This is a genomic window from Tahibacter sp. (assembly GCF_035481375.1).
Classification (GTDB): Bacteria; Pseudomonadota; Gammaproteobacteria; order Xanthomonadales; family Rhodanobacteraceae; genus Tahibacter.
Window position 1 is genome coordinate 1 of sequence record NZ_DATIGT010000037.1, and the last position, 26,011, is coordinate 26,011.

The window sequence follows — 26,011 nt, forward strand, 5'->3', positions numbered from 1 at the left end:
GCCGAGAGGCGGCGGCTGAATGCCCGCGGCTCGCAGACGGGGCGGGATGCCGGTAAAATCGGGTTTTCCAGCCATCCCCGCTGCTCATGACCCCTCTGATCTTCGTTACCGGTGGTGTGGTGTCCTCGCTAGGCAAGGGCATCGCCGCCGCCTCTCTTGCGTCCATCCTCGAAGCGCGCGGCCTGCGCGTGACGATGATGAAGCTCGATCCCTACATCAACGTCGACCCGGGCACCATGAGCCCGTTCCAGCACGGCGAGGTCTACGTCACCGACGACGGCGCCGAAACCGACCTCGACCTGGGTCACTACGAACGCTTCGTGCGCACGCGCCTGACCGGGCGCAACTCGATCACGACCGGCAAGATCTACGAGGCCGTGATCCGCAAGGAGCGCCGCGGCGACTATCTCGGCGCGACCGTCCAGGTGATTCCGCACATCACCGACGAGATCAAGCATTGCATCTACGAGGCCACGCGCGGCTACGACGTCGCGCTCGTGGAAATCGGCGGCACGGTCGGCGACATCGAGTCGCAGCCGTTCCTCGAAGCGATCCGCCAGATCCGCATCGAACACGGCCCCGAGAAATGCATGTTCATGCACCTGACGCTCGTGCCGTACATCAAGGCCGCCGGCGAAATCAAGACCAAGCCGACGCAGCATTCCGTCAAGGAGCTGCGCACGATCGGCATCCAGCCCGACGTGCTGCTGTGCCGCTGCGAGCAGCCGCTGCCCGACAGCGAGCGCCGCAAGATTGCGCTTTTTACCAATGTTCCCGAGCGCGCCGTGCTCAGCGCGATGGACGTCGACACGATCTACCAGCTGCCGTCGTGGCTGCATCAGCAAGGGCTCGACCGCCTCGTGATCGACCATCTGCGTCTGGACGCGGGCCCGGCCGATCTCTCGGCCTGGGACCGCGTCGTCGCCGCGGTCGAGAATCCGAAGGACGAGGTCACGATCGCGATCATCGGCAAGTACGTCGAGCACAAGGACGCCTACAAGTCGCTCGGCGAGGCGCTGCGTCACGGCGGCATCAAGCAGTCCACGCGCGTCGATCTGCGCTGGCTCGAATCCGAGCAGATCGAGGCCGAAGGCGGCGCGGCGCTGAAGGACTGCGACGCGGTGCTCGTGCCCGGCGGCTTCGGCAAGCGCGGCTTCGAAGGCAAGGTCGCCGCGGCGCGCTGGGCGCGCGAGAACGGCGTGCCGTATTTCGGCATCTGCTACGGCATGCATGCGGCCGTCGTCGACTTCGCACGCAACATCGCCGGCCTCGACGGCGCGAATTCGAGCGAGAACGAAAAGAACTGCGCGCATCCGGTCATCGCGCTGATCACCGAGTGGCGCACGGCCGCCGGCGACGTCGAAAAGCGCACCGAGGAATCCGACCTCGGCGGCACGATGCGCCTCGGCGCGCAGGAATGCCGCCTCAAGGCCGGCTCGCTCGCACGCAAGCTCTATGGCCAGGACGTCGTGCGCGAACGGCATCGTCACCGCTACGAGTTCAACAATCTCTATCGCCAGCAGTTCGAGGATCTGGGGCTCACGATCGCCGGCAAGTCGATGGACGACCTGCTCGTCGAGATGGTCGAGCTGCCGAACCATCCGTGGTTCCTCGCCTGCCAGTTCCATCCGGAATTCACCTCCACGCCGCGCGAGGGCCATCCGCTGTTCATCGGCTTCGTGCAGGCCGCGCGCGAATACAAAGTCGTGCGCACGGCGCCGCGTCTGGCCGAGGCGGCCGGCGCATGAGCATGGAACTCTGCGGATTCAAGGCCGGCCTCGACCAGCCGTTGTTCCTGATCGCCGGTCCCTGCGTCATCGAGTCGCTGCAGCTGCAGATCGACACGGCCGGCACGCTCAAGGAAATCACCGGCCGGCTCGGCGTGAACTTCATCTTCAAGTCGAGCTTCGACAAGGCCAACCGCACCTCGGGCACGAGCTTCCGCGGCCCCGGCCTCGAAGAAGGCCTCAAGGTGCTCGCCGAAGTGAAGCGCCAGCTCGGCGTGCCGGTGCTGACCGACGTGCACGAATACACGCCGATGGACGAGGTCGCGAGCGTCGTCGATGTGCTGCAGACGCCGGCCTTCCTCTGCCGCCAGACCGATTTCATCCAGAACGTCGCGAAGGCCGGCAAGCCGGTCAACATCAAGAAAGGGCAGTTCCTGTCGCCCTGGGAAATGAAGCACGTCGCGGCCAAGGCCAAGGCCACCGGCAACGAGCAGATCATGGTCTGCGAGCGCGGCGCGAGCTTCGGCTACAACAACCTCGTCTCCGACATGCGCAGCCTGTCGGTCATGCGCGACACCGGCTGTCCGGTCGTGTTCGACGCGACGCATTCGGTGCAGCTCCCCGGCGGCGCCGACGGCAAGTCCGGCGGCCAGCGTGAATTCGTGCCGGTGCTGTCGCGCGCGGCCGTTGCGGTCGGCATCGCCGGCCTGTTCGCCGAGACGCATCCGGATCCGGACAAGGCACTCAGCGACGGGCCGAATGCGTGGCCGCTGGCAAAGATGGAAATGTTGCTGGAGACGCTGCTCGAGATCGACGCCGTCGCCAAGCGGGCGATCGTGCGCGAGTCGGCTGCCTGATTCGGCGGATGAACCCGCTGTTGAACCTGTTTCTCATCGCTACGGACTTTCAACCCCGATGAACATCACCAAGATCCACGCGCGCGAAATCCTCGATTCCCGCGGCAATCCCACGCTCGAAGCCGAAGTCACGCTGTCGAGCGGCCATACCGGCCGCGCCGCGGTGCCGTCGGGCGCGTCGACCGGTTCGCGCGAAGCGGTCGAGCTGCGCGACGGCGACAAGACGCGTTACCTCGGCAAGGGCGTGACCAAGGCCGTCGCGAACGTGAATACGACGATCGCGTCGGCGCTGGCCGGTTTCGACGCGGCGGATCAGACGGCGCTGGATCGCAAGCTCATTGCACTCGACGGTTCGCCGAACAAGAACCACCTCGGCGCCAACGCGCTGCTCGGCGTGTCGCTCGCCAATGCGCATGCGGTCGCCGCGGCGCGCGGCCTGCCGCTGTGGAAGCATCTCGCGGGTGCGCGTCCGGCGCGCCTGCCGGTGCCGATGATGAACATCGTCAACGGCGGCGCGCATGCGGACAACAATGTCGACATGCAGGAATTCATGGTGCTGCCGGTCGGCTGCGCGAGCTTCTCCGAAGCGCTGCGCTGCGGCACCGAGATCTTCCACGCGCTGAAATCCGTGCTGAAGGGCCGCGGCCTGTCGACCGCGGTCGGCGACGAAGGCGGCTTCGCGCCGGATCTGAAGTCCAACGAGGAAGCCGTCGAAACCATCCTCGAAGCGATCGCGAAGGCCGGCTACAAGGCCGGTGAAGACGTCTACCTCGGCCTTGACGTCGCGAGTTCGGAATTCTTCGAGAACGGTAAATACAACCTGCACGGCGAAGGCAAGCGCCTCTCCTCCGAACAGTTCGCCGACTTCCTCGCCGACTGGTGCGCGCGTTATCCGATCATCACGATCGAGGACGGCATGGCCGAAGGCGACTGGGACGGCTGGAAAGTGCTGACCGACAAGCTCGGCAAGAACGTGCAGCTCGTCGGCGACGACCTGTTCGTCACGAACACGGCGATCTTCAAGCAGGGCATCGACAAGCAGATCGCGAACTCGATCCTGATCAAGGTCAACCAGATCGGCACGCTGACCGAGACGCTCGAAGCGATCGCGATGGCCGACGCCGCGCGCTATTCGTCGGTCGTGTCGCATCGCTCGGGCGAGACCGAGGACACCACGATCGCCGACATCTCGGTCGCGACGACGGCGACGCAGATCAAGACCGGCTCGCTGTGCCGCAGCGACCGCGTCGCGAAGTACAACCAGCTGCTGCGCATCGAGGAAGCGCTGGGCGCGGACGCCGTCTACGCCGGCCGCCACGCGTTCCCGAACCTGCCGAACCTGTTCGGCTGAGACGAGCCGTGCTGCGCTACGCCGCCCTGATCCTGCTCGCATTGCTGATCGTCCTGCAGATCAAGCTGTGGACCGGAGCGGGCGGCGTGCGCGACGTCGAAAGTCTGCGCGGCACCGTCGCCGAGACGCGCAAGGCGAACGAGGCGCTGAAGGCGCGCAACGAGGCCCTGCAGGCCGAAGTGCGCGATCTCAAGGAAGGCCGCGACGCGATCGAGGAGCGCGCGCGTTCGGAACTCGGCCTGGTCAAGCCCGGCGAGACCTTCTACCAGGTCGTCGAACCGGCGACGCCGGCCGAACCGTCTCCGCCGCAACAGAAGTGAGCGCGCGGCCATGAGCGGATTCTGGTGTGTCGTACCGGCCGCGGGCCGCGGCCGCCGCTTCGGCGGCGACGTGCCCAAGCAGTATCTGCGTCTCAACGACAAGCCGCTGCTGCTGCATACGCTCGAACGGCTCGCGGCGCATCCGCGCATCGCCGGGCTCATGCTCGTCGTTGCGGCCGACGATGCGAGCTGGGTGCAGGGAATCGTCGAAGTGCTCGGCAAGCCGCTGCTGCGCGCGACCGGCGGCGCGGAGCGCGCCGATTCGGTGCTGGCCGGATTGCGCGCGCTGCCGGCGTCGGTCGCCGCCGGCGATGCCGTGCTCGTGCACGATGCGGCACGACCCTGCATCGACGCGACGGACATCACGCGCCTGATCGATACGGCCGCATCCGCCGGCGGCGGGCTGCTCGCCGCGCCGCTGCGGGACACGCTCAAGCGCGCCGGCGACGATGGCCGCGTCGTCGCGACCGAGCCGCGCGAAGCGCGCTGGCGTGCGCTGACACCGCAGATCTTTCCGCGTGCGGCGCTCGAAGCGGCGCTCGCAGCGGCCGCAGCCGACGGCATCGCGATCACCGACGAGGCCATGGCGATGGAGCGTGCCGGCCATGCGCCGCTGCTCGTCGAAGGCCGCGAAGACAATATCAAGGTGACGACGCCCGCGGACCTCGCGCTGGCGGAGTTCCTGTTGAAGCGACCCCAACTACCGTAGGTCGCCGCGAGCCGCAGGCGCACCTCGATGTCGCGGCGCGCCTGCGGCTTACGGCGACCTGCCGGATTCTGGAAATCGGATGACCATGCGAATTGGACAAGGCTTCGACGTACATGCATTCGGGCCGGGCGACCATGTCGTGCTCGGCGGCGTGGCGATTCCGCACACGCGCGGGGTCGTGGCGCATTCGGACGGCGACGTCGTGATTCATGCGCTCTGCGATGCGCTGCTCGGCGCGCTCGCGCTCGGCGACATCGGCAAGCATTTTCCGCCGAGCGACGAGCGCTGGCGCGGCGCCGACAGCCGCGTGTTCCTGCGCCACTGCCGCGAGCTGCTGCGCGAGCGCGGCTATGCGCTCGGCAACGCCGACGTGACCGTGATCGCCGAGCGGCCGAAGGTCGGGCCGCATGCGCAGTCGATGCGCGAGCGCCTCGCCGAGGACCTCGGCTGCGGCGTCGACGCGATCAGCATCAAGGCGACGACGAGCGAGCAGCTGGGGTTCACCGGCCGCGGCGAAGGCATCGCGGCGATGGCGGTCGCGCTCGTCGTGCGGAGCCCGGCATGAGCGAGCTTCCGTTCGCGTTCGGCGGACCGCCGCTGCGCGCGCGGCTGCGCGCGCAGCCCGAGGACTTCTTCGTCGACGAGGATCTCGGCTTCGCGCCGGACGGTGCCGGCGAGCATGTGTTCGTGCGCGTGGAGAAGCGCGGCGCGAACACCGATTGGGTCGCGCGGCAGATCGCGCGTTTCGTCGGCGTCGCGCCCGAGGCCGTGAGTTATGCCGGACTCAAGGATCGCCACGCGGTCACGCGCCAGACGTTTTCGGTCGCCGTGCCGGTCAAGCGCGATCTCGCCTGGGAAACGCTGAGCGGCGATGACTTCCGTGTGCTCGACGCGCAGCGCCACGGCCGCAAGCTCAAGCGCGGCGCGCTCAAGCGCAACCGTTTCCGCATCGTGCTGCGCGACGTGCAGGGCGATCGCACCGGGGCCGAGGCGCGGCTCGCGGCGATCTTCGCGCGCGGCGTACCGAACTACTTCGGCGAACAGCGCTTCGGCCGCGACGGCGACAACGTCGCGCGCGCGCAGGCCATGTTCGACGGCCGCCGCGTGTCGCGGCACGAGCGCAGCCTGCTGCTGTCCGCGGCACGTTCGCAGGTGTTCAACGAGGTGCTCGCCGCACGCGTGCGGCGCGGCGACTGGGACCGGGCGCTGCCCGGCGACGTCTGGATGCTCGACGGCAGCCATAGCATCTTCGGCCCCGAAGCGGCGACGCCCGAACTCGCCGGGCGGCTCGCGCGCGGCGACATCCATCCGACCGGTCCGCTCTGGGGCGCGGGTCCGCTGCGCTCGGCCGATGCCGTTGCCGTACTGGAGCGCGACGCCGCCTCGGCGCACGGCGATCTCGCGCGCGGGCTCGAAGCCGCCGGGCTCGCTCAGGAACGGCGCAGCCTGCGCCTGGTCGCGCAAGAGCCGGGCTTTGCCTGGGACGGCGATGCGCTCGTCGTCTCGTTCGCGCTGCCGGCCGGCAGCTACGCGACCACGCTGCTGCGCGAGGTGGCCGATTCCGGCACTGCCGACGCGGCCGAACCGGTGCAAGAATAGTCGCCAGCCGCGGCCGCTGTAGCGGAAATCGCGAGTTGGGCGCAGCCCGCTTCCGTGCCGTAAGACGCTTCCTATACTGGGTTCCACACGGCGCCGATACCTCGGCGCGCCAACCAGTAACGCGAGGAGATCGTCATGAACAGAACCCTTTTCGTAAGCGCCGCCATCGCCGTCGCCGGCCTGGCGCTCGGCGGTTGCGCGAGCACCGGCGGCGGCTCGAACAAGACGAGCTACGACTATCAGGTCGACCAGGAAAAGATCGTCTCGGTCAACAAGTGGGCCAACGATCGCGGCTACAGCGTCACCTGGGTGAACCTGCCCCGCAAGGGCCGCAAGGAAGACGACAAGAAAGACTGAGCGCGACGCCGTCCGGCGACGCCGGCGGCATCGCGCGGTCGGTTCGACCGCGACCGCCGTTCCCGGCCGTCGGCCGCTATTTCTTGTGTTTCAGCAGGACCAGCGCCGCTCCCGTGCCGCCCTGTTCGGCGCGGGCCGATGCGAACGCGACGACGTCGTCGCGCTGCCGCAGCATCCGGTCGACGAGGCGCTTGATCACCGGGCCCGCCGCGCGCGAGCGCAGGCCCTTGCCGTGAATCAGCTTGACGCACTGCAGCCCGCGCTGATGCGCCTCGGCGAGAAAACCCGTTATCGCCGTGCGCGCCACTTCGGCCGTCATCTGGTGCAGGTCGATCTCGTCCTGCACGCTGTAGCTGCCGCGCTTTAGCCGCTTGAGCACGTCGGGCCGATAGCCGTCGCGCAGGTAGCTCAGTTCCTCGCCGACTTCGATTTCGGCCGGGTCGATCCGCATGGTCAGAAGTTCGTCGAGCACGCGCGCTTCGTCGAGTTCGAACTGGCGCGGCTCGGGTGCCGGCCGCGGCGTTTCCCGCGCGGGCTCGGCAGGAACGTGACGGCGCACCGGACCTATCGCTTCCTCGAACAGCGCGCGGTCGGCGTCGCTGACGAGCGGAGACAGGCGAGGGCGTTTGCGCATGGCAGGCAGGCTTCCTTCGTGCCGACAGCAGCACGGCCGCCGCCACCTTACGTCATCGGCAGGTCGCAGCGCAGCGAATCCGCTAAACTTTCCGCCTGTTTCCGCGGATCTACGGCATGCGAGTTCTGGTTTCCAACGACGACGGCGTCGACGCGCCGGGCATACGCGTACTGGCCGAGCGTCTGGCCGTCGTCGGCAGCGTCACCGTCGTCGCGCCCGACCGCGACCGCTCCGGCGCCAGCAACTCGCTGACGCTCGATCAACCCATCCGCGTCAGCCGCATGGATGACGGCCGCTACCGCGTCGCCGGCACGCCGACCGACTGCGTTCACCTCGCGCTCGCCGGCCTGCTCGACTTCCAGCCCGACATCGTGGTCTCCGGCATCAACAACGCGCCGAACCTCGGCGACGACGTCATCTATTCCGGCACCGTCTCGGCCGCCATGGAAGGCCGTTTTCTCGGACTTCCGGCCATCGCCGTGTCGCTGGTCTGTCACAACCATGAGGCCAAGCACTACGAAACCGCGGCGCAGGCGGCCCTCGTGCTGATGCAGCGGCTGCTCGTCGATCCGCTGCCGGCCGACACGATACTCAACGTCAATGTGCCCGACCGGCCCTGGAACGAGATTCGTGGCTTCGCCGTGACGCGGCTCGGCCGGCGCCACCGTTCCGCGCCGTGCATACGCGAACGCGACCCGCGCGGCCGTCCGATCTACTGGATAGGCCCGGCCGGCGAGGCCGAGGACGACGGTCCCGGCACCGACTTTCACGCCGTGCGCGAAGGCTCGATTTCGATCACGCCGATCCAGGTCGACCTGACGCGTTATCAGGCGCTCGAAAAAGTCGCGGGCTGGGTCACGAGCCTGCCGCACCCCGCGGAGAGCGGTTCCGCATGACCGCGTATTCGCGCCTGACGCCGGAAGCGCGCGGCCTCGGCATGACTTCGCAGCGCGCACGAGACCGCCTCATCGAACGCCTGCAGGCCGACGGCATCCGCGACCGCCGCGTGCTCGACGTCATGCGCGAACTGCCGCGTCACCTGTTCGTCGAGGAAGCGCTCGCCACGCGCGCCTACGAGGACACCGCGCTGCCGATCGGCCAGGGCCAGACGATTTCGCAGCCCTGGGTCGTCGCGCGCATGAGCGAGGCGCTGCTCGAGTTCGGCCGGCCGCAGCGCGTGCTCGAGATCGGCACGGGCTCGGGCTATCAGGCCGCCGTGCTGGCCGTGCTCGTCGACCAGGTCTACACGGTCGAGCGCATCGAAGAACTGCTGCGCAATGCGCGCCGGCGCTTCCGAAAGCTCGGCATCGCGAACGTGCGCTCCAAGCACGATGACGGCCGTCTCGGCTGGCCCGAGGAAGCGCCGTTCGACGGCATCGTGCTGACCGCCGCCGGCGCCGACCTCGAAGCCGCGCTGCTCGATCAGCTGTCGCCGGACGGCGTGCTCGTCGCGCCGGTCGGTCCGGCCGGACGGCAGGAACTCGTGCGCGTGCGCCGCGACGGCGAACACCGCCTACGAGAGGTACTGTGCAAGGTCAGCTTCGTGCCGCTCTTGGGCGGCGTACTTTGATGCCGCGCCGCGCAGCCGGCGCATTCCAGGGACGGACCTTCGCATGAGACTGTTCAAGCCGCTCTACGAAAAGGCGCTGGTCTGGGCCGCGCATCCGCAGGCCGAGCGGCTGCTCGCCGGGCTCAGCTTCATCGAAGCCATCATCTTTCCGGTCATGCCCGAGGTCATGCTCGCGCCGATGACGCTCGCGCGGCCGAGCCACTGGTTTCGCTACGCGACCGTGAGTCTCGTGTTTTCGCTGATCGGCGCGGTCGCCGGCTATGCGCTCGGACACTTCGCGTTCGAGGCCTTGCGTCCGCTGTTCGACGCGCTCGGCTGGCTGCCGGCGATCGACGCGATGGTCCTGAAACTGCGCACCGAAGTCGCCGGCAATGCCTGGGCCGCGTTCGTCATGCTCGTACTCGCCGGGTTCATTCCGGTTCCGCTAAAAATCTTCACGTGGGCTTCGGGCATCGTCGGCATACCGATGATCGCGTTCATTCCGGGCATGATCGTCGGCCGCGGCAAGCGCGTGTACGCGGTCACCGGCGCGATCCGTCTGGGTGGGCCGAAGGCCGAGGCGCTGTTGCACAAGTATGTCGAGTGGCTGGGCTGGCTCGTCGTCGCGCTGCTCGTCGGCGTCGTCGTCTGGCTCAAGCTGCGGACCTGAGGAAGGGCAGTCGATGCGACGCGAGCATTCCTGGACGACGAACGCGAAGGCCGCGGCCGGCACGCTGCTGGCGCTGCTGCTGAGCGCCTGCGCGAGCACGCCGCCGGCACCGGTCGAAGAAATAGCGCTCGATGACCGGCCGCGACCCGTAGCACCGCCGCCGCGCGAGGTGCGCGAGCGCGCGCCGATCGCGACGCACCGGGTCGGCGCCGGCGACACGCTCTATTCGATCGCGTTCAAGAACGGCATGGACTACCGCGAACTCGCGCGCATCAACCGCATCGAGTCGCCGTTCCGCATCTTCGTTGGCCAGGAGCTGAAGCTGGCCGATCCGCCGTCGGCCGAAGGCGTCGCCGTGACCGCCGTGCCGGCGGGCAACGACACGACGACGATCACGTCGCTTCCCGACGAGCCGCGCCGGGTCGCCGCGGTTCCCCCGCCCGCGCCGGCGACGCCGCCGAATACGCGCGTCGATCCGCGCGCCGTGCGCACGGCCACGCCGCCCAGCAACGAGCGCATTGCGACGACGGCACCGCCGCCGGTCGCGAAGCCGCCGCCGAATTCCGCCGCTGCGGCGACGGCACCGGTGCCCACACCGGCGATCGCCGCCGTTCCGGCGCCGCCGCCGGTCTCGGCTGCGCCGCCGCCCGATCCGGTCGCCGTGCCGCCGAAGGCCGGTGCGCTCGCGCCCGGTGCGAACACCACGGCCGCGACCGCGCCGGGACCGGCGACGCCGGTGCTCAACAGCGGCGGCATCAGCTGGCGCTGGCCGGCCGGCGGCAAGGTCGTCGGTACGTTCGTCTCGGGCGACCAGACGCGCCAGGGCGTCGACATCGCCGGCAGCGCCGGCGCCAATGTCGCGGCCGCCGCCGACGGCACCGTCGTCTACAGCGGCAACGGCCTGCTCGGTTACGGCGAACTCGTCATCGTCAAGCACTCGGCCTCGTTCCTGTCCGCCTACGGTCACAACCGCAAGCGGCTCGTGAAGGAAGGCGAAACCGTCAAGGCGGGCCAGGTCATCGCCGAGATGGGTGGTTCCAATCGGGAAATGTTGCATTTTGAAATACGGCGCAACGGAAAGCCGGTGAACCCGCTGGAGTACCTGCCGGCGCGGTAGGGCAGGAAAAGAGCCGGGAAAAGAGTTGAAGAGGAGTGAGGAAAGAGTGCAAGCGCCGCTGCGACGCACCCCGCTTTTTTCTCACTCCTCTTCACTCGCTACTCGCCAACCGCCACTCGCCCTTCGGGCGACCTGACGCCCCTCGGAGTATGCTGACGCAATGACTTCGACCGCGCGCGACGACCCTTCGCTGGACGCCGACGACATGCTGGCGCTGCTCGACGTCGTCGAGCCGCCGCAGGACGACGAGGCGCGTACGTCGACCGGTGCCTACCTCAATGAAATCGGCCTGATCCCGCTGCTCGATGCGGGGCGCGAACGCGCGCTGGCCGAACGCGTCGCCGCCGGCGATGCCGAAGCGCGGCGGCAGATGATCGAAGCCAACCTGCGTCTCGTCGTCGCGATCGCGCGCAGCTATGTCGGACGCGGCGTGCCGCTGCTCGACCTGATCGCCGAAGGCAATCTCGGCCTCATCCGCGCGGTCGAGAAGTTCGAACCGGCGCGCGGCCTGCGCTTTTCGACCTATGCAACCTGGTGGATACGCGAATCGGTGCAGCGCGCGCTGATGCAGCAGGGGCGTACCGTGCGCGTGCCGGTGCACGTGCTGCGCGAACTGGCCCAGGCGCTGCGCGCGCGGCGCGAACTGCTGCTGACGCTCGAGCGGCAGCCGACCCAGGACGAACTCGCCGGCGCGCTGAACAAATCCGTCGCCGACGTCGCCGCGCTGTTCTGCGCGACCGAGGAAATCCGTTCGCTCGACGCGCCGATGTCCGAAGCCGACCACCGCGCGCTCGTCGAACAGCTCGCCGCCGACACCGCCGGCACCGGGTCGAGCAGCCGCGAACTCGTCGAGCTCGCCGACGTGCGCCTGCCGGGCTGGCTTGCGAAGCTGACGCCGCGGCAGCGCCTCGTCGTCGAGCGGCGCTACGGTCTGGCCGGCCACGCCGCGCAGACACTGGCCGAGATCGCCGAGGAGCTCGGCCTCACGCGCGAACGCGTGCGTCAAATCCAGGTCGAGGCACTGGCGCGCCTGCGCCGGCTCGGCGAAGCCGAAGGCGTCGGCAAGCGCGACTGACGCTGCCGCTCAGCCCGCCGGCAGTACGAATGCCGCGACGACGCGGCGGCCTTCGCCGGCGAGCACGTTGAACGTCCGCGCGGCGGCGGCGTTGTCCATGACTTCGATGCCGATGCCGCGCTTGAGGAAGGTGGCGAGCACGGCCTGCGACGGAAACACGATGCGCGGGCCGCTGCCGAGAATCACGACGGCCGGCGCCAGCGCGAGGATGGGTCCGACGGCGGACTCATCCAGGGCGTTCACGTCGCAGACGGGCCACTCCTCGATCGCACGGTCCGGCGCCAGAATGAAGCTTCGCGCGAGGTCGCGGTCGACGACGGTGATCGCCGTCGCGCCGACCTTGCGCACGAACAGGTATTCCCCGGGGCGGTTCAGCGACAGCTGCACGGCAGCCTCAGCGCGGCAGCGCGACGACCGGCTTCTCGGCGTTGCGGCGGAAGTAGACCGCGGTGCGGCCGATGGTCTGGACGGTTTCGGCGCCGGTGGCCTCGGCGAGCTGCGCGGCCTGAGCGGCGAAATCGGTGCGTTCCTCGGCCGGGATGCGAACCTTCACGAGTTCGTGGTGGTCCAGCGCGAGGCTGAATTCCTGGATCAGTGCGTCGGTGACGCCCTTGGCGCCGACCAGGATGACGGGTTTCAGATCATGGGCGAGGCCGCGCAGATAGCGGCGCTGGCTAGTGCTCAGAGGCATGGGATTCGGGGCTGGGACGCGGTGCTGCACCGCAGGCAAGGCGCACAGGGTATCATGCGCGGCCGCAGACCCCGCGCCGGTTTTGCCGAATCTCCATGTCGTCACGCAGCAAGAGCAGCCAGCGCTGGCTGCAGGAACATTTCAAAGATCCCTACGTCAAGAAAGCCCAGGCCGAGGGGTATCGGTCGCGCGCGGTGTTCAAGCTCGACGAACTGCTGGAGCGCGACGACCTGCTCAAGCCCGGCATGACTGTCGTCGACCTCGGCGCCGCGCCGGGCGGCTGGTCGCAGCTCGTGAACGAAAGGCTCAAGGGGCGCGGTCGTATCGTCGCGCTCGACATCCTGCCGATGCAGGGGATCTCCGGCGTCGACTTCATCTGCGGCGACTTCCGCGAGGACAGCGTCCTGGCGGAACTCGAGGCGCGACTGGAAGGCGCCCGCGTGGATCTTGTGCTGTCGGACATGGCCCCCAATATGAGCGGCGTGGACCTCGTCGACCAGGCACGTGCCATGCATCTGTCGGAACTGGCGCTCGATTTCGCCGTCCGATGGCTCAGGCCCGGCGGCGATTTTCTGATCAAGCTGTTCCAGGGCGTCGGTTTCGACGACTACGTTAGAAACTTGCGGACGGCATTTACCCGCGTCAGCATCCGTAAACCCAAGGCTTCGCGGTCACGATCCAACGAAGTCTATGCACTGGCCCGGGGCCGGCGCGCGTAAGGAGTGTTTTGATGAATGACATGGCCAAGAACCTGCTGCTCTGGCTCATCATCGCGGTAGTGCTGCTGACGGTGTTCCAGAGCTTCAACCCGCGCGGGACGGGCACGCAGGATCTCGCCTATTCCGACTTCATGGACAAGGTGGAACACAACGCCGTGTCCGAAGTCCTCGTCCACAACGACAACCGCACGATCGAGGCCAAGCTCAAGGACGGCACCTCGGTACGCACAACGTTCCTGCCGACCGAAGAGAACATCAACGCGCTGCAGAAGAAGGTCGACAAGATGCGCGTCGAGCCGTCGGACAACGGCGTGTCGCTCTTGAGCATCCTCGTCAACTGGGCGCCGTTCCTGATCTTCATCGGCTTCCTCATCTACGTGATGCGCCAGATGCAGTCCGGCGGCGGCGGCCGCGGCGCGATGAGCTTCGGCCGTTCGCGCGCACGCCTGCAGGGCGAGGACCAGGTCAAGGTCACCTTCGCCGACGTCGCCGGCTGCGACGAGGCCAAGGACGACGTCAAGGAACTCGTCGACTTCCTGCGCGACCCGGGCAAGTTCCAGAAGCTCGGCGGCAAGATTCCGCGCGGCGTGCTGATGGTCGGCTCGCCGGGCACCGGCAAGACCCTGCTCGCCAAGGCGATCGCCGGCGAGGCCAAGGTGCCGTTCTTCACGATTTCCGGTTCCGATTTCGTCGAGATGTTCGTCGGCGTCGGCGCCGCGCGCGTGCGCGACATGTTCGAGCAGGCCAAGAAGCATGCCCCCTGCATCATCTTCATCGACGAAATCGACGCGGTCGGCCGTCATCGCGGCGCCGGTCTGGGCGGCGGTCATGACGAGCGCGAGCAGACGCTGAATCAGCTGCTCGTCGAGATGGACGGCTTCGAAGGCAACGAGGGCATCATCGTCATCGCCGCGACGAACCGTCCCGACGTGCTCGATCCCGCGCTGCTGCGTCCGGGCCGCTTCGACCGCCAGGTCGTGGTGCCGCTGCCCGACGTGCGCGGCCGCGAGCAGATCCTCAAGGTCCACATGCGCAAGGTGCCGGTGTCCTCCGACGTCGACCCCATGGTCATCGCGCGCGGCACGCCGGGTTTCTCGGGCGCCGATCTCGCGAACCTCGTCAACGAAGCCGCCCTGTTCGCCGCGCGCGAGAATTCGCGCGAAGTCCTCATGAGCCACTTCGACCGCGCCAAGGACAAGATCATGATGGGCGCCGAACGACGCTCCATGGCGATGAGCGAAGACGAAAAGCGCAATACCGCGTATCACGAGGCCGGTCACGCGATCGTCGGGCGCCTGATGCCCGAGCACGACCCGGTGCACAAGGTCACGATCATCCCGCGCGGCCGCGCGCTCGGCGTGACCATGTTCCTGCCCGAGGGCGACCGCTACAGCTACAACCGGACGTTCATCCACAGCAACCTGTGCTCGCTCTATGGCGGTCGCGTCGCCGAGGAACTGATCTTCGGCGCCGACAAGGTCACGACCGGCGCGTCCAACGACATCAAGCGTGCGACCGAAATGGCGCGCAACATGGTCACGAAGTGGGGGCTGTCCGACGAGCTCGGCCCGATCGCCTACGGCGAGCAGGAAGACGAAGTGTTCCTCGGCCGCTCGGTGACGCAGCACAAGAACGTGTCCGACGAGACCGCGCGCAAGATCGACGAAGTCGTGCGCTCGATCCTCGACAAGGCCTACGCGCAGGCGACGCAGATCCTGACCGACAACCGCGACAAGCTCGACGTGATGGCCAAGGCGCTGCTGCAGTACGAAACCATCGACGCGCTGCAGATCGACGCGATCATGGAAGGCCGCGAACCGCCGCCGCCGAAGGACTGGAACGGCAGCAGCAAGAACGGCAGCACGCCGGCCAGCGGTCCGCGCGGCGAAAGCCCGATCGGCGACCCGGCGGTCACGCGCAATTCGACCGGCGGCTGAGTCGGGCGACGACGTTGGTGCAAAAGGCCGCATACGCGGCCTTTTGCATTTATGAGCGATCTTCGGGCAACGCGAGGAGTCAGGCATGATCCATTCCACGATCGACTGCGCCGGCCGCGAGCTGGTGCTCGACCGCCCGCGCATCTGCGGCATCGTCAACGTCACGCCGGATTCGTTCTCCGACGGCGGCGATCATTTCGACGCCGATGCGGCGGTCCGCCACGGTCTCGCGCTGGTGGCGCAGGGCGCCGACCTGCTCGATGTCGGCGGCGAATCGACGCGTCCGGGCGCCGACGCGGTTTCCGAAGAGGAAGAGCTGCGCCGCGTGATCCCCGTCATCGAGGCACTGGCGCGCGAAACGGCGGTACCGATTGCGATCGACACCTCCAAGCCCGGCGTCATGCGCGCCGCGGTCCGTGCCGGTGCCGGACTCATCAACGACGTCTACGCGCTGCGCCGGGACGGGGCGCTCGACGCAGCCGCCGAACTCGGCGTGCCGGTCTGCCTGATGCACATGCAGGGCGAGCCGCGCAGCATGCAGGCCGATCCGCACTACGACGAGGTCGTCGCCGACATCAAGCGCTTTCTCGCCGATCGCGTCTTCCAGTGCGAACTTGCGGGCATACCGCGCAAGCGCCTGATCGTCGACCCGGGCTTCGGCTTCGGCAAGACGCTCGAACACAATGTGGAATTGCTGCGCGAGCTGCAGCAGTTTGCGGCGCTGAACCTGCCTCTGTTCGTCGGACTGTCGCGCAAGTCGTTTCTCGGCAAGCTCAGCGGCCGCGGCGAGCCGGCCGAACGCGTGCACGCATCGAGCGCCGCGGCGCTGCTCGCCGTGCAGCGCGGCGCAGCCATCGTGCGCGTGCACGACGTCGCTGCGACGGCCGACGCGCTCGCGGTCTGGAACGCGGTAGGCGTCGCCAAGCCGGCGAGAACATCGCCGCCGCCGCGCGTGCGCTGGGGCGACGACGACTGAGCCGACGACGGCTGAGCCGGCTACAGCGGGCCGCCGCCGCCCGGGAAGCTCAGGCTCCAGCTGTCGATGTAGACGTTGTTGGCCGTGCCGAAATTTTTCGCGACCAGCGACCAGATTCCGTCACCGGTAAAGGCCGACGCGTTGATGCTCTGCGTGGTGGTGAGCACGGTGCCGCGATCGTGCAGCACCTTGATCGTGGAGCCGTTGACGCCGACGAGCGCGATGCGGAAATCGCGCGGATTGACGCTGCCCGTCCCGCGTACGGCGAGCTTGAAATTGACGATCGCCCCGGCCGGGCCGTTCGCGCCGTACTGGCCCCAGACCGTATTCGGCGAACTCGCGTAGAGGCCCGTCGCCGGCACGTAGTAGTTGGCCGTGTTCTCGAAGTAGGTCGGCTTGGGGAAGAACGAGGGAATCGGCGTCGACACGGCGTTGCCGTCATAGCCCGCGCCTACCGCGCGCAGCGTATGCAGTGCGTCGATCAAGCCCCAGCCGCAGGACTTGACGGCGTCGAAGGTGCAGTCCAGCAGCGCCGTGCCGTTGTACTTCATGAGGTTCTCGACCTGGCGCGGCGTGAAGGGTCCCTCGGCGAGAATCATCGCGGCGAGGCTGGAGACCTGCGGCGCGGCCGTCGAGGTTCCGATGTAGATGCGGTAGCCCTCGCCGGCCTGCACGGTCGTGCCCACGTCGATCGTCGACAGTGCCTGGCCCGGCGCGGCGACATCGATCCTGTCGCCATAGTTGGAATAGGGATGGATCTGGCCCTGCAGGTCGGTCGCCGCGACCGTGACGACTTGCTCGCAGTTGGCCGGCGTGTAGTAGTCCACATTGGATGCATTGTTGCCCGCCGCGACGACGACGACGGCACCGTTGGCGACTGCCGCGTCGATCGCATCCTGCATGGTCGTGCTGCAGCTGCCGGGGGCGTTGAGGCTCAGATTGAGAACGCTTGCCGGATTGGCATTGACCGGCGTGCCGGAGACGGCGCCGCCCGAAGCCCAGATCAGCGCTTCGGCGATGTCAGAGACGGTGCCGCCGCAGCGTCCGAGCACGCGCACCGGCACGATCTTCGCGTGATGGGCCATCCCGGCGATGCCCTTGGAGGCATTGTTGGCCAGCGCCGCGATCGAGCCGGCGACGTGCGTGCCATGCCAGCCGGAGAACTTGCTGTCGCCGGGAACGTCGGGGCATTCGCCGACGGCGTACCAGTCGCCTTCGTCGTTGGGGTTCGCATCGCGGCCGTCGCCATCACGCGCCGCCGCCGCATCGGTGATGAAGTCGTAGCCGTCCAGCACGTTGGCCGCAAGATCGCTGTGCGGAACGATGCCCGTGTCGATCACGGCGACGTTCACGCCGGCACCGGTGGAGTAGTGCCAGGCGCCGGCCGTGTTGGTGCCGACGCGCTCGCGGAAATACCAGGGCTGCAGGACGTAGTGCTCGTCGTTCGGCGTGAACGCCGGCTTGAGCAGGCGATCGGGCTCTATCGAGGCGACGGACGGATCGCGCGCGACATCGTGCATGAGCCGCGCGGTTTCGTCGGGCCCGAGGAGGGCGGCGGAGCCGGCGGAATCCTCCGCCTGGATCAGCCAGCCGCCGGTCGCGAGTTGCCGCAGCGGCGTCAGGCGCCGGCCGCTCGCACGACCGGCGCGCTCCAGCGTCGCCGACAGTGCGCCGGAGTCTTTGCCCGGAGCGAGTTTCACGATGAGACGCGAGATCGCGACGTTCGCGGCCTCGGCGCTGGTGTCGACGCGCGGCGCTGTTGCGGCCGTTGCCGTCGCGGAGAGCAGGATCAGTGCAAGCCCGGCCTTCGTAACGCTGGATGTAGGCATGGAGCACCTCGCAGAGGGTAAGTCCGGACCGCCGCAGGGCGGCGGCCATGACGGCACCGTTGTTTCATTCGCGGATCGGAACGGGTCGCAGCCGTCAGAGCGGGCCTCCGCCGCTCGGAAACGTGAGGCTCCAGCTGTCGACATAGATGTTGTTCGCATCGCCGCCGTTGTCCACGTGCAGGTACCAGAGGCCGTCGGCCGGGCCGCTGGAGACATCGACGGTCTGCGTGAACGCGAAAGCCGGACCGTGGTCGTGCAATGTCTTGAAAGCCGCGCTCGACGCACTCTGCAAGCGGATACGGAATTCGCGCGGATTGATGGTCCCCGTGCCGCGCACGCCGAGCTTGAACTTCACGATGGTCGCCGCAGAGGCGCTCTTGCCGTACTGTCCCCAGACCGTGGTGGGCGAGGACCGGCCTGCGCCGGGCGGGATGTAGTAGTTGGCGGTGTTTTCAAAAAACGTCGGTCGCGTGAACAGCGACGGCAACGGCGTGGCCACCGCATTGCCGTCGTAGCCGACGCTGACCGCGCGCAGCGTATGGAGCGCATCGATGACGCCCCATCCGCAGGAATTCACTTCGTCGAAGATGCAGTCGAGTACCAATGTTCCATTGTATTTCATGAGATTTTCGACTTGCAGCGGCGAGTAAGCGCCCTGCGCCAGGATCATCGCGGCAAGGGCGGATACCTGCGCTGCGGCCGTCGAGGTGCCCGATCGCGAGGAATAGGTCTCGGTCGTCTGCGTGGTCGGGCCCGAATTCATCGTGGCTATCAGGGTCGCAGGCGCGGTTACGTCGATCTTCTCGCCGTAGTTGGACAGGAGCGGGAAGTTGCCGGAGGCAACCATCGCCGCGACCGCGACCACGTCGTCGCAGTTGGCGGGCGTGTAGTTCGCGACGTCGACACCGGCATTGCCGGCGGCGGCCACGACCACCGCGCCGTTGCCGACGGCCGTATCGATCGCATCCTGCAGGGTCGCGCTGCAGCTGCCCGGCCCGCTGATGCTCAGATTGATGACCTTGGCCGGATTCGCGTTGGCCGGCACCCCGGCGACGCTGCCGCCCGAAGCCCAGACGATGGCTTCGGCGATATCCGACAGCGCGCCGCCGCAGCGTCCTAGCGCGCGCACCGGCACGATTTTCGCGCCATGGGCCATGCCGGCGACCCCCTTGCCGTTGCTCGTTCGCGCCGCGATCGCGCCGGCGACGAACGTGCCGTGCCAGCTGGAGTTCTTGTCGAGGTCCGGCGCGTTCGCGCATTCCCCGGCGGCGTGCCAGTCGCCCTCGTCGTTGGGATCTGCATCGCGGCCGTCGCCGTCGCGGGCCGAATCGCTGTCTGAAATGAAGTCGTAACCGCCGAGCACGTTCCCGGCGAGGTCGGTGTGCGGCGTGATACCGGAATCGATCACCGCGACGTTCACGCCGGTACCGGTCGAGTAGTGCCAGGCGCCGGCCGTGTTCGTGCCGAAGTTCGCCCGGAAATACGCCGGCTGCTGCGGGTAGAACTCGTCGTTCGGCGTGAAGGCATGCGTCAGCATGCGGTCCGGTTCGACCGCCGCCAGTGCAGGACGGCGCGCGAGTTCGCGCACGACGCGCGTCATTTCCGCGGCGTCCGGTGTCGCGCGCGCGCCGTCGGCATCGCGGACTTCGACGAGCCAGCCGCCCGTCGCCAGCTGCCGCAGCGTGTCGAAACGGATGTTCTGCTGCGCTCCGGCGCGGTCGAGTTCGGCACGCAGCGCCGCGATGTCCGTACCTGCAGCGGGCGTGACGATAAGGCGGGCTTCAGCGCGCGGCGGCGGAACGCCGGCATGCGGCGATGCGCCGGTTTCCGTCGCTGCGGCGTTCGCGGTGCACAGGATCGCCTGCGCGAGCAGCGCGGCTTTTACGGCATGTCGGTGCATGGATCTACCTCCGGCAGGCGATGCGCGGCGCCGCCGCACTCTGCGGCGGCGCCGGTGGTTCTCTCTGCAGCAGAAAAACGGACCAGGCGGAAAAAACGAACATTTCACCTTGCCGCAGCGGCGCCTGCCGTGTCAGGGCGCCGGCCGGGCCTAGAGCGGATCGAAGATGCCCGGGAAGCCGAGACTCCAGCTGTCGATGTAGACGTTGTTCGCGCTGCCGGAATTGAGCACGCGCAGCTTCCACAGGCCGTCGGCGATTTCGGCCGACGCGTTGACGGTCTGCGTGTAGGTGAACGCCGAGGTCTGGTTGTGGAGCACCTTCACGACGCTGTTGTTCGGTGCGAGAAGTTCAATCTTGTACTTCTTCGGGTCGATGACGGTGCCGATGCCGCGTGCGCCGAGCTTGAACTTCACGGTCATCGACGACGGCGCGTTCGCGCCGTACTGGCCCCAGACCGTGTTCGGCACGAGTTCCGTGACGCCCGGCGCGAGGAAATAGTTGTTCGCGTTCTCGAAGAATTTCGGTTTGATGAAGCTGGCCGGGCTCGGGCTCGCGATCAGGTCTCCGTTGAAGCCCTCGCCGACCGCGCGCAGCGTGTGCAATGCATCGATGAGGCCCCACCCGCAGGATTTGACCGAATCGAACGCGCAGTCGAGCGCGGCCGTGCCGTTGTACTTCATGAGGTTCTCGACCTGCTGCGGCGTGAACGTGTCTTCGGCCAGGATCATCGCGGCGAGGCCAGCGACCTGCGGCGCGGCCATCGAGGTGCCATTGAGCGTCTTGTAGCCCTCGGCGACCTGCGTCGTCGTGCCCGTGTTGACCGTCGACAGGATGCCGCCCGGTGCGGCGACGTCGATCTTGTCGCCATAGTTCGAATAGGCGGCGAGCGCGCCGGTCGTCGTCGTCGCGGCGACGGCGACGACGTTGTTGCAACGGGCCGGCGTGAACCCCGAGACGTTCGCAGCGGAGTTGCCGGCGGCGACGACGACGACGGCGCCGTTGTTGACGGCCGTGTTGATCGCGCTCTGCATGTTCGCGCTGCAGCTGCCCTGGCCGCCGAGGCTCAGGTTGATGACCTGCGCGGCATTCACGTTCGCCGGAACGTCGGCGACCGAGCCGCCCGAGGCCCAGACGATCGCGTCGACGACATCCGAGAGCGAGCCGCCGCAGCGCCCGAGCACGCGCAGCGGCACGACTTTCGCGCCGTAGGCCATGCCGGCCGTGCCCTTGAAGCTGTTGTTCGTGACTGCGGCGACGATGCCGGCGACGTGCGAGCCGTGCCAGCTCGAGTTCTCGCTGCCGTTCGGGTCGGCCGCGCAGTCGCCGATCTCGTACCAGTCGCCCTCGTCGTTCGGATCCGGATCGCGGCCGTCGCCGTCGCGCGCGGTCGTCGAACTCGAGATGAAGTCGTAGCCGCCGACGATGTTCGCGTCGAGATCGCTGTGCGGCGTGATGCCCGTGTCGATCACGGCGACCTTGATGCCGGTGCCGGTCGAATAGTGCCAGGCGCCTGCGGCGTTCGTGCCGAAGCGCGAGCGGAAATAGGCCCACTGGTCCGGATAGCGGTCGTCATTCGGCGTGAGCGTGTGCGTGAGCAGGCGGTCGGGCTCGATCGCGGCGACCGCGGTGCTGCGTGCCAGTTCTTCCATGACGAGCGCGGCTTCCGCGCCGGCGAAGCTGGCGACGCCGCCGGCCTTCGCGCCGTCGCGCGCTTCGATCAGCCAGGCGCCGGTCGCGAGCTGGCGGAGGATCTCGAAGCGGCGGCCGAACACGGCGCCGGCGCGGTCGAGTTCGCTGCGCAGTACCGCGGCGTCGGCCTTCGCGTCGAGCGTGACGATGAGGCGCGACACCGGCGTGGCGGCATCGAGCGCGCTGGTGTCCACGCGCAGCGGCGCATCGCCGGCCGGCACGGCGGCCTGTACAGCGGCCGCGGCGAAAGCGAGCACGAGCGCCTGCGAGAGCTGCGTGATCTTCAGGGGTTTGCGAGACATGACGTTTCTCCTGGTGGCAACGCCTGTCCCTGCCGCGGGATTGCGGCGGCGTCGTTTTCCGCGAGTGCGGCGCGTTGCTGGTCCTGAAAACGGCGCTCCCGAAAAAAGCGAACAATGTTCGGTTGTCCACGCGATGCTCGTTCGGGCCTCTCCGGAGGGGCGCCGCAGCAAGGGAAAAAAGCGCCGGATAACGCCGGAAATGGCGAAATCCGGATTTCGACGACGAGCCGGCGGAACCGAAAAAAACGCTTGCGATGCCCGCCGGCAGGCCGTGCAGACCGGATGCCGGTCGCGGGAGCCGCTGCGCGGACTCGAGCCGGAACCTTTCAAGTGGCCGGATCTCCCGCAGTCTGGCAACCTACGCGGCCCGGTTCCCGCCGCCGTCGCGCGCGGGCCGTTCCAGGCGGCAGCAACGAATGAGCAAGCGCAGGTATTTCGGTACGGACGGCATTCGCGGGCACGTCGGCGAGTGGCCGATCACGGCGGAATTCATGCTCAAGCTCGGCCGTGCCGCAGGTACGGTGCTCGCCGGCGACGACGGCGTCGCCACCGTCGTCATCGGCAAGGACACGCGCATCTCGGGCTACATGTTCGAGTCGGCGCTCGAAGCCGGCCTCGTCGCCGCCGGTGCGAACGTGCGGCTGCTCGGGCCGATGCCGACGCCGGCCGTCGCCTATCTCACGCGCAGTCTGCGCGCGAGCGCCGGCATCGTGATCAGCGCCTCGCACAACCCGCATCAGGACAACGGCATCAAGTTCTTTTCGGCCGCGGGCGAAAAGCTTGCCGACGAAGTCGAGATCGCGATCGAGAGCGAACTCGACGCGCCGTTCGTGACGGTGCCGTCGGAGCGCATCGGCAAGGCCGCGCGCGTCGCCGACGCGGCGACGCGCTATGCGGAATTCTGCAATTCCACGTTTCCGCACGATCGCGATCTGCGCGGGCTCAAGATCGTGATCGACTGCGCTCACGGCGCGACGTATCAGATCGCGCCGAAACTGTTCGCCGAACTCGGCGCGCAGGTCACCACGATCGGCACGCAGCCCGACGGCCTCAACATCAATCGCGACTGCGGCTCGACGAGTCCGGCCGCGCTGCAGCGCGCCGTCGTGGAGCAGGGCGCGGACCTCGGCATCGCCTTCGACGGCGACGGCGACCGCGTGCAGTTCATCGACCATCGCGGCAGCCTCGTCGACGGCGACGACATCCTCTACGTGCTCGCGAGCGACTGGCAGACGACCGGCCGCCTCAGCGGTCCGGTGGTCGGCACGCTGATGACGAACTACGGGCTCGAGCGCGCGTTCGCCGCGGCGGGCATCGGCTTCGTGCGCGCGAAGGTCGGCGACCGCTACGTCATGCGCATGCTCAAGGAAACTGCCGGCGTGCTCGGCGGCGAAACCTCGGGACACGTGCTCTGCCTCGACAGCGCCTCGACCGGCGACGGCATCGTCAGCGCGCTGCAGGTGCTCGAAGTGCTCGTGCGCCGCGGCGAGCGGCTGGCGAACGTCTGCGCGGGCTGGGAGCGGCTGCCGCAGATCACGCGCAACGTGCGCGTCGCGAACGCGGGCGGTCTGCTCGAACATGCCGCCGTGCTGGCCGAACGCGCCGCGGTCGAGCGCGAACTCGAAGGCCGCGGACGCCTCGTGCTGCGCGCCTCGGGCACGGAACCGCTGATCCGCGTGACCATCGAGGCCGCCGACGCGGCCCTCGTCGACGCGCTGGCCGGGCGGCTCGCACGCGCCGTAGAATCCGCGGCCACGGAATCCGTCTAGCGCTGCCGCGGCGGCGGCGCACTCCCGCGGCGCTTGCGCCGTCGTGTCCACTCCGCAGGAATTCGTTCATGTCAGCAGCCATTCCCACCCTGGACATCCGCCGCTACGACACCGATCGCGACGCGTTCGTCGCCGAACTCGGCGCCGCCTACCGCGAGTGGGGTTTCGCAGGCATTCGCGGTCATGGGATCAGCAGCGAGTTGATCGACGGGGCGTACGAGCGCTTCAAGGCGTTCTTCGCGCTGCCGGCCGAAACCAAGATGAAGTACCACCTCGCCGGCACCGGCGGCGCACGCGGCTATACGCCGTTCGGCGTCGAGACGGCCAAGGATTCGAAATATCCCGATCTCAAGGAGTTCTGGCACGTCGGCCGCGAGATCCCGCGCGACTCGCGCTTCGCCGACGTGATGCCGCCGAACCTCTGGCCGGTGGAGATCGCCGGGTTCCGCGACTACGGCTACGGCCTGTACACGGCGCTCGACCAGCTCGGTTCGCGCGTGCTGCGCGCCCTGGCGCTGCACATCGATCTGCCCGAGACCTTCTTCGAGGACAAGACCGACTACGGCAACTCGATCCTGCGCCCGATCCACTATCCGCCGATCACCGCGCCCGATGTGCCGAACGTGCGCGCCGGCGCGCACGAGGACATCAACTTCATCACGCTGCTGGTCGGCGCCAGTGCGGCGGGCCTCGAAGTCAAGTCGCGCACCGGCGAGTGGGTGCCGTTCACGTCGGAGTCCGACACGATCGTCGTCAACATCGGCGACATGCTGCAGCGGCTGACCAACCACGTGTATCCGTCGACGACGCACCGCGTCGTCAATCCGCCGGGCGACCTCGCGCGCAAGCCGCGCTACTCGGTGCCGTTCTTCCTGCACCCGAACCCCGACGTCGTGCTCGATCCGCTGGCTTCCTGCATCACGCGGGACAACCCGAGCCGCTATTCGACGTCGATCACCTCGCACGAATACCTCATGGAGCGCCTGCGCGAGATCAAGCTCGCGTAACGATCAACGCGCCGCATCCGCGAACGCGACCACGTCGACGTGGTCGCGGCTCGCATGCACCGTGATGGCCCAGGCCACCGCGGCGGCGGCGGCGCGCGGCGCGCGGTAGATCGACGTGATGTGGTCGCGGTACAGCGGTTCGACGGCTTGGCCGTCGGCCGTCGCGGCCCTGACCTCGAACGGCTCGTAGAACGCGGCGCGATGCGTGACCGCGACGAACTCGCCGGCGGCCGTCTCGCCCTGCACGACGAAATCGACGGGATTCGACGGCAGATTCGGATGCGCGGGAAACATGCCGGGCACGGCCGGCGGCGACGGGACGCCGGCCTGCAGCACGCGAGCGACCGCGCTGTAGCCCAGATGCGCGATGCGCTGCTGCGGCTCGGCGCCCAGGCGGCGCCAGGCGTAGTCGCGCAGGCCGATCAGCGCACGCTCGCGCGGCGGTCCGCCGATGCGGATCTGATCGCTGCGGCCGCAGCGCACGAGCAGGCCCGTGCCGAGCGACTGGTCGACGAATTCGGCGTAATGCGCGTACAGCGTCGCCGGCGCGCACAGCGGCGCGGTGATCGCATAGCGATCGCGCATCGCGAGCAGCAGGATCGTGTGGTGTGCGCCGTTCGTGGTCCGGCGAATCACGTTCATGAGACCGTGCCGCTCCGGCGGATCGGTCGACACCAGCGCCTGTTCCGGCGGATTCGCGAGCACGCCGTGGATCGCGAGTGACCAGGCGCTCCAGACGACGAGCAGCATCGCTGCGACGGCGCGCGCGGGGCGGCCCTGATCGCAGAGGCGGTCGAGGCCGAGCGCGATCAGCGCGGCGATGACCGGCAGGTGCGCGAAGATCATCCAGAACGGCGTGATCGGCCGCAGCGCGAGCACGAACGCCGACTGCAGCGGCAACAGAATCAGCAGCACGACGGCGATGCGCCGGCGCTCGCGCGACGGTGAAGTCAGGGCGAGCGCCGCACAGGCGGCCAGTGCGAAAAGATGCAGCAGCATCAGCGTGCGCCGCAGCGCCGGCGGTACTTCAAGCCAATAGCGCAATGTATATTCTGCGCCATATCCCGCGAGGCTCAGCAGCATCGCGCCGAGACGCGCCGGGGTCGGCAGCGCCGGATCGCGGTCCGAATACTGGCCTATGGTCTGAAGATCGGTGAAGCCCGCCTGTGCCTGCTCGACCAGCATCGGCACGAGGCTCGCGAGACCGACGCCGGCGACGACGGCGA

The 26,011-nt window shown here is 68.2% G+C and carries 25 protein-coding genes; 18 read left to right on the forward strand and 7 right to left on the reverse strand.

Going from position 1 to position 26,011, the window contains the following annotated elements:
* Positions 1–86: 86 nt before the first annotated feature.
* The 8 genes from VLF18_RS02525 to VLF18_RS02560 all read left to right on the forward strand — a co-directional run bounded on the left by VLF18_RS02525 (position 87) and on the right by VLF18_RS02560 (position 6,920).
* The gene (locus VLF18_RS02525; protein ID WP_325278045.1) at positions 87–1,748 is read left to right on the forward strand and encodes a CTP synthase; all 1,662 of its coding nucleotides are present in this window, start codon (positions 87–89) and stop codon (positions 1,746–1,748) included.
* Between the two features lie 2 nt (positions 1,749–1,750).
* Positions 1,751–2,584 (forward strand): 3-deoxy-8-phosphooctulonate synthase, encoded by an 834-nt coding sequence (kdsA, locus tag VLF18_RS02530; protein ID WP_325278068.1) that lies wholly within the window; start codon positions 1,751–1,753, stop codon positions 2,582–2,584.
* A 58-nt stretch (positions 2,585–2,642) separates the two neighbouring features.
* Positions 2,643–3,935, forward strand: coding sequence for a phosphopyruvate hydratase (gene eno / locus VLF18_RS02535; RefSeq protein WP_325278046.1), 1,293 nt, complete (start codon positions 2,643–2,645; stop codon positions 3,933–3,935).
* Positions 3,936–3,943: 8 nt separating this feature from the next.
* On the forward strand, positions 3,944–4,255 hold the full coding sequence (gene ftsB / locus VLF18_RS02540; RefSeq protein WP_325278047.1) for a cell division protein FtsB: 312 nt from the start codon (positions 3,944–3,946) through the stop codon (positions 4,253–4,255).
* A gap of 10 nt (positions 4,256–4,265) precedes the next feature.
* The gene (ispD, locus tag VLF18_RS02545) at positions 4,266–4,964 is read left to right on the forward strand and encodes a 2-C-methyl-D-erythritol 4-phosphate cytidylyltransferase (protein WP_325278048.1); all 699 of its coding nucleotides are present in this window, start codon (positions 4,266–4,268) and stop codon (positions 4,962–4,964) included.
* An 85-nt stretch (positions 4,965–5,049) separates the two neighbouring features.
* Entirely contained in the window at positions 5,050–5,529 is a 480-nt protein-coding gene (gene ispF, locus VLF18_RS02550; RefSeq protein ID WP_325278069.1) for a 2-C-methyl-D-erythritol 2,4-cyclodiphosphate synthase, read from the forward strand.
* Positions 5,526–6,563 (forward strand): tRNA pseudouridine(13) synthase TruD, encoded by a 1,038-nt coding sequence (gene truD, locus VLF18_RS02555; protein WP_325278049.1) that lies wholly within the window; start codon positions 5,526–5,528, stop codon positions 6,561–6,563. Before ispF ends, truD begins: the two co-directional genes overlap by 4 nt.
* Before the next feature lie 135 nt (positions 6,564–6,698).
* On the forward strand, positions 6,699–6,920 hold the full coding sequence (locus VLF18_RS02560) for a hypothetical protein (RefSeq protein ID WP_325278050.1): 222 nt from the start codon (positions 6,699–6,701) through the stop codon (positions 6,918–6,920).
* A gap of 76 nt (positions 6,921–6,996) precedes the next feature.
* Here the strand turns inward: VLF18_RS02560 and VLF18_RS02565 are convergent, their stop codons facing one another.
* On the reverse strand, positions 6,997–7,554 hold the full coding sequence (locus tag VLF18_RS02565) for a Smr/MutS family protein (RefSeq protein ID WP_325278051.1): 558 nt from the start codon (positions 7,552–7,554) through the stop codon (positions 6,997–6,999).
* Positions 7,555–7,670: 116 nt separating this feature from the next.
* Between VLF18_RS02565 and surE the strand changes: the two genes are divergently transcribed.
* From surE to VLF18_RS02590, 5 genes are all read left to right on the forward strand, one after another.
* Positions 7,671–8,450, forward strand: a complete 780-nt coding sequence (gene surE, locus VLF18_RS02570; protein WP_325278052.1) for a 5'/3'-nucleotidase SurE — start codon at positions 7,671–7,673, stop codon at positions 8,448–8,450.
* The gene (locus VLF18_RS02575; RefSeq protein ID WP_325278053.1) at positions 8,447–9,124 is read left to right on the forward strand and encodes a protein-L-isoaspartate(D-aspartate) O-methyltransferase; all 678 of its coding nucleotides are present in this window, start codon (positions 8,447–8,449) and stop codon (positions 9,122–9,124) included. Before surE ends, VLF18_RS02575 begins: the two co-directional genes overlap by 4 nt.
* 43 nt (positions 9,125–9,167) lie before the next feature.
* On the forward strand, positions 9,168–9,773 hold the full coding sequence (locus VLF18_RS02580) for a DedA family protein (RefSeq protein ID WP_325278054.1): 606 nt from the start codon (positions 9,168–9,170) through the stop codon (positions 9,771–9,773).
* Positions 9,774–9,786: 13 nt separating this feature from the next.
* Positions 9,787–10,890, forward strand: coding sequence for a peptidoglycan DD-metalloendopeptidase family protein (locus VLF18_RS02585; RefSeq protein WP_325278055.1), 1,104 nt, complete (start codon positions 9,787–9,789; stop codon positions 10,888–10,890).
* Positions 10,891–11,050: 160 nt separating this feature from the next.
* Positions 11,051–11,965: a sigma-70 family RNA polymerase sigma factor gene (locus VLF18_RS02590; RefSeq protein WP_325278056.1), complete on the forward strand. Its 915-nt coding sequence runs from the start codon at positions 11,051–11,053 to the stop codon at positions 11,963–11,965.
* Positions 11,966–11,974: 9 nt separating this feature from the next.
* Here VLF18_RS02590 and VLF18_RS02595 read toward each other — a convergent pair whose 3' ends face one another.
* Complete coding sequence (locus VLF18_RS02595) at positions 11,975–12,352, reverse strand: Mth938-like domain-containing protein (protein WP_325278057.1); 378 nt, start codon at positions 12,350–12,352, stop codon at positions 11,975–11,977.
* A gap of 7 nt (positions 12,353–12,359) precedes the next feature.
* Positions 12,360–12,656 carry a ribosome assembly RNA-binding protein YhbY gene (yhbY, locus tag VLF18_RS02600; RefSeq protein WP_325278058.1) on the reverse strand — a complete coding sequence of 99 codons (297 nt, stop codon included), beginning with the start codon at positions 12,654–12,656 and terminating at the stop codon, positions 12,360–12,362.
* A gap of 95 nt (positions 12,657–12,751) precedes the next feature.
* Here yhbY and rlmE point away from each other — a divergent pair, with 95 nt between their 5' ends.
* From rlmE to folP, 3 genes are all read left to right on the forward strand, one after another.
* Entirely contained in the window at positions 12,752–13,375 is a 624-nt protein-coding gene (gene rlmE / locus VLF18_RS02605; RefSeq protein ID WP_325278059.1) for a 23S rRNA (uridine(2552)-2'-O)-methyltransferase RlmE, read from the forward strand.
* 11 nt (positions 13,376–13,386) lie between these two features.
* On the forward strand, positions 13,387–15,312 hold the full coding sequence (gene ftsH, locus VLF18_RS02610) for an ATP-dependent zinc metalloprotease FtsH (RefSeq protein WP_325278060.1): 1,926 nt from the start codon (positions 13,387–13,389) through the stop codon (positions 15,310–15,312).
* 85 nt (positions 15,313–15,397) lie between these two features.
* Complete coding sequence (gene folP / locus VLF18_RS02615; protein WP_325278061.1) at positions 15,398–16,288, forward strand: dihydropteroate synthase; 891 nt, start codon at positions 15,398–15,400, stop codon at positions 16,286–16,288.
* Between the two features lie 20 nt (positions 16,289–16,308).
* Here folP and VLF18_RS02620 read toward each other — a convergent pair whose 3' ends face one another.
* From VLF18_RS02620 to VLF18_RS02630, 3 genes are all read right to left on the reverse strand, one after another.
* A complete protein-coding gene (locus tag VLF18_RS02620) occupies positions 16,309–18,117 on the reverse strand; it encodes a S8 family serine peptidase (RefSeq protein WP_325278062.1) in 1,809 nt (602 codons plus the stop codon).
* A gap of 94 nt (positions 18,118–18,211) precedes the next feature.
* Positions 18,212–20,017 carry a S8 family serine peptidase gene (locus VLF18_RS02625; protein ID WP_325278063.1) on the reverse strand — a complete coding sequence of 602 codons (1,806 nt, stop codon included), beginning with the start codon at positions 20,015–20,017 and terminating at the stop codon, positions 18,212–18,214.
* 150 nt (positions 20,018–20,167) lie between these two features.
* On the reverse strand, positions 20,168–22,009 hold the full coding sequence (locus tag VLF18_RS02630) for a S8 family serine peptidase (RefSeq protein WP_325278064.1): 1,842 nt from the start codon (positions 22,007–22,009) through the stop codon (positions 20,168–20,170).
* Positions 22,010–22,425: 416 nt separating this feature from the next.
* Between VLF18_RS02630 and glmM the strand changes: the two genes are divergently transcribed.
* Together glmM and VLF18_RS02640 are read left to right on the forward strand one after the other, a co-directional pair.
* Positions 22,426–23,778 carry a phosphoglucosamine mutase gene (gene glmM, locus VLF18_RS02635; protein WP_325278065.1) on the forward strand — a complete coding sequence of 451 codons (1,353 nt, stop codon included), beginning with the start codon at positions 22,426–22,428 and terminating at the stop codon, positions 23,776–23,778.
* 68 nt (positions 23,779–23,846) lie between these two features.
* Positions 23,847–24,785, forward strand: coding sequence for an isopenicillin N synthase family dioxygenase (locus tag VLF18_RS02640; protein ID WP_325278066.1), 939 nt, complete (start codon positions 23,847–23,849; stop codon positions 24,783–24,785).
* Between the two features lie 3 nt (positions 24,786–24,788).
* Here the strand turns inward: VLF18_RS02640 and VLF18_RS02645 are convergent.
* On the reverse strand, positions 24,789–26,011 hold a 1,223-nt coding region (locus tag VLF18_RS02645; protein WP_325278067.1), incomplete at its 5' end, for a hypothetical protein.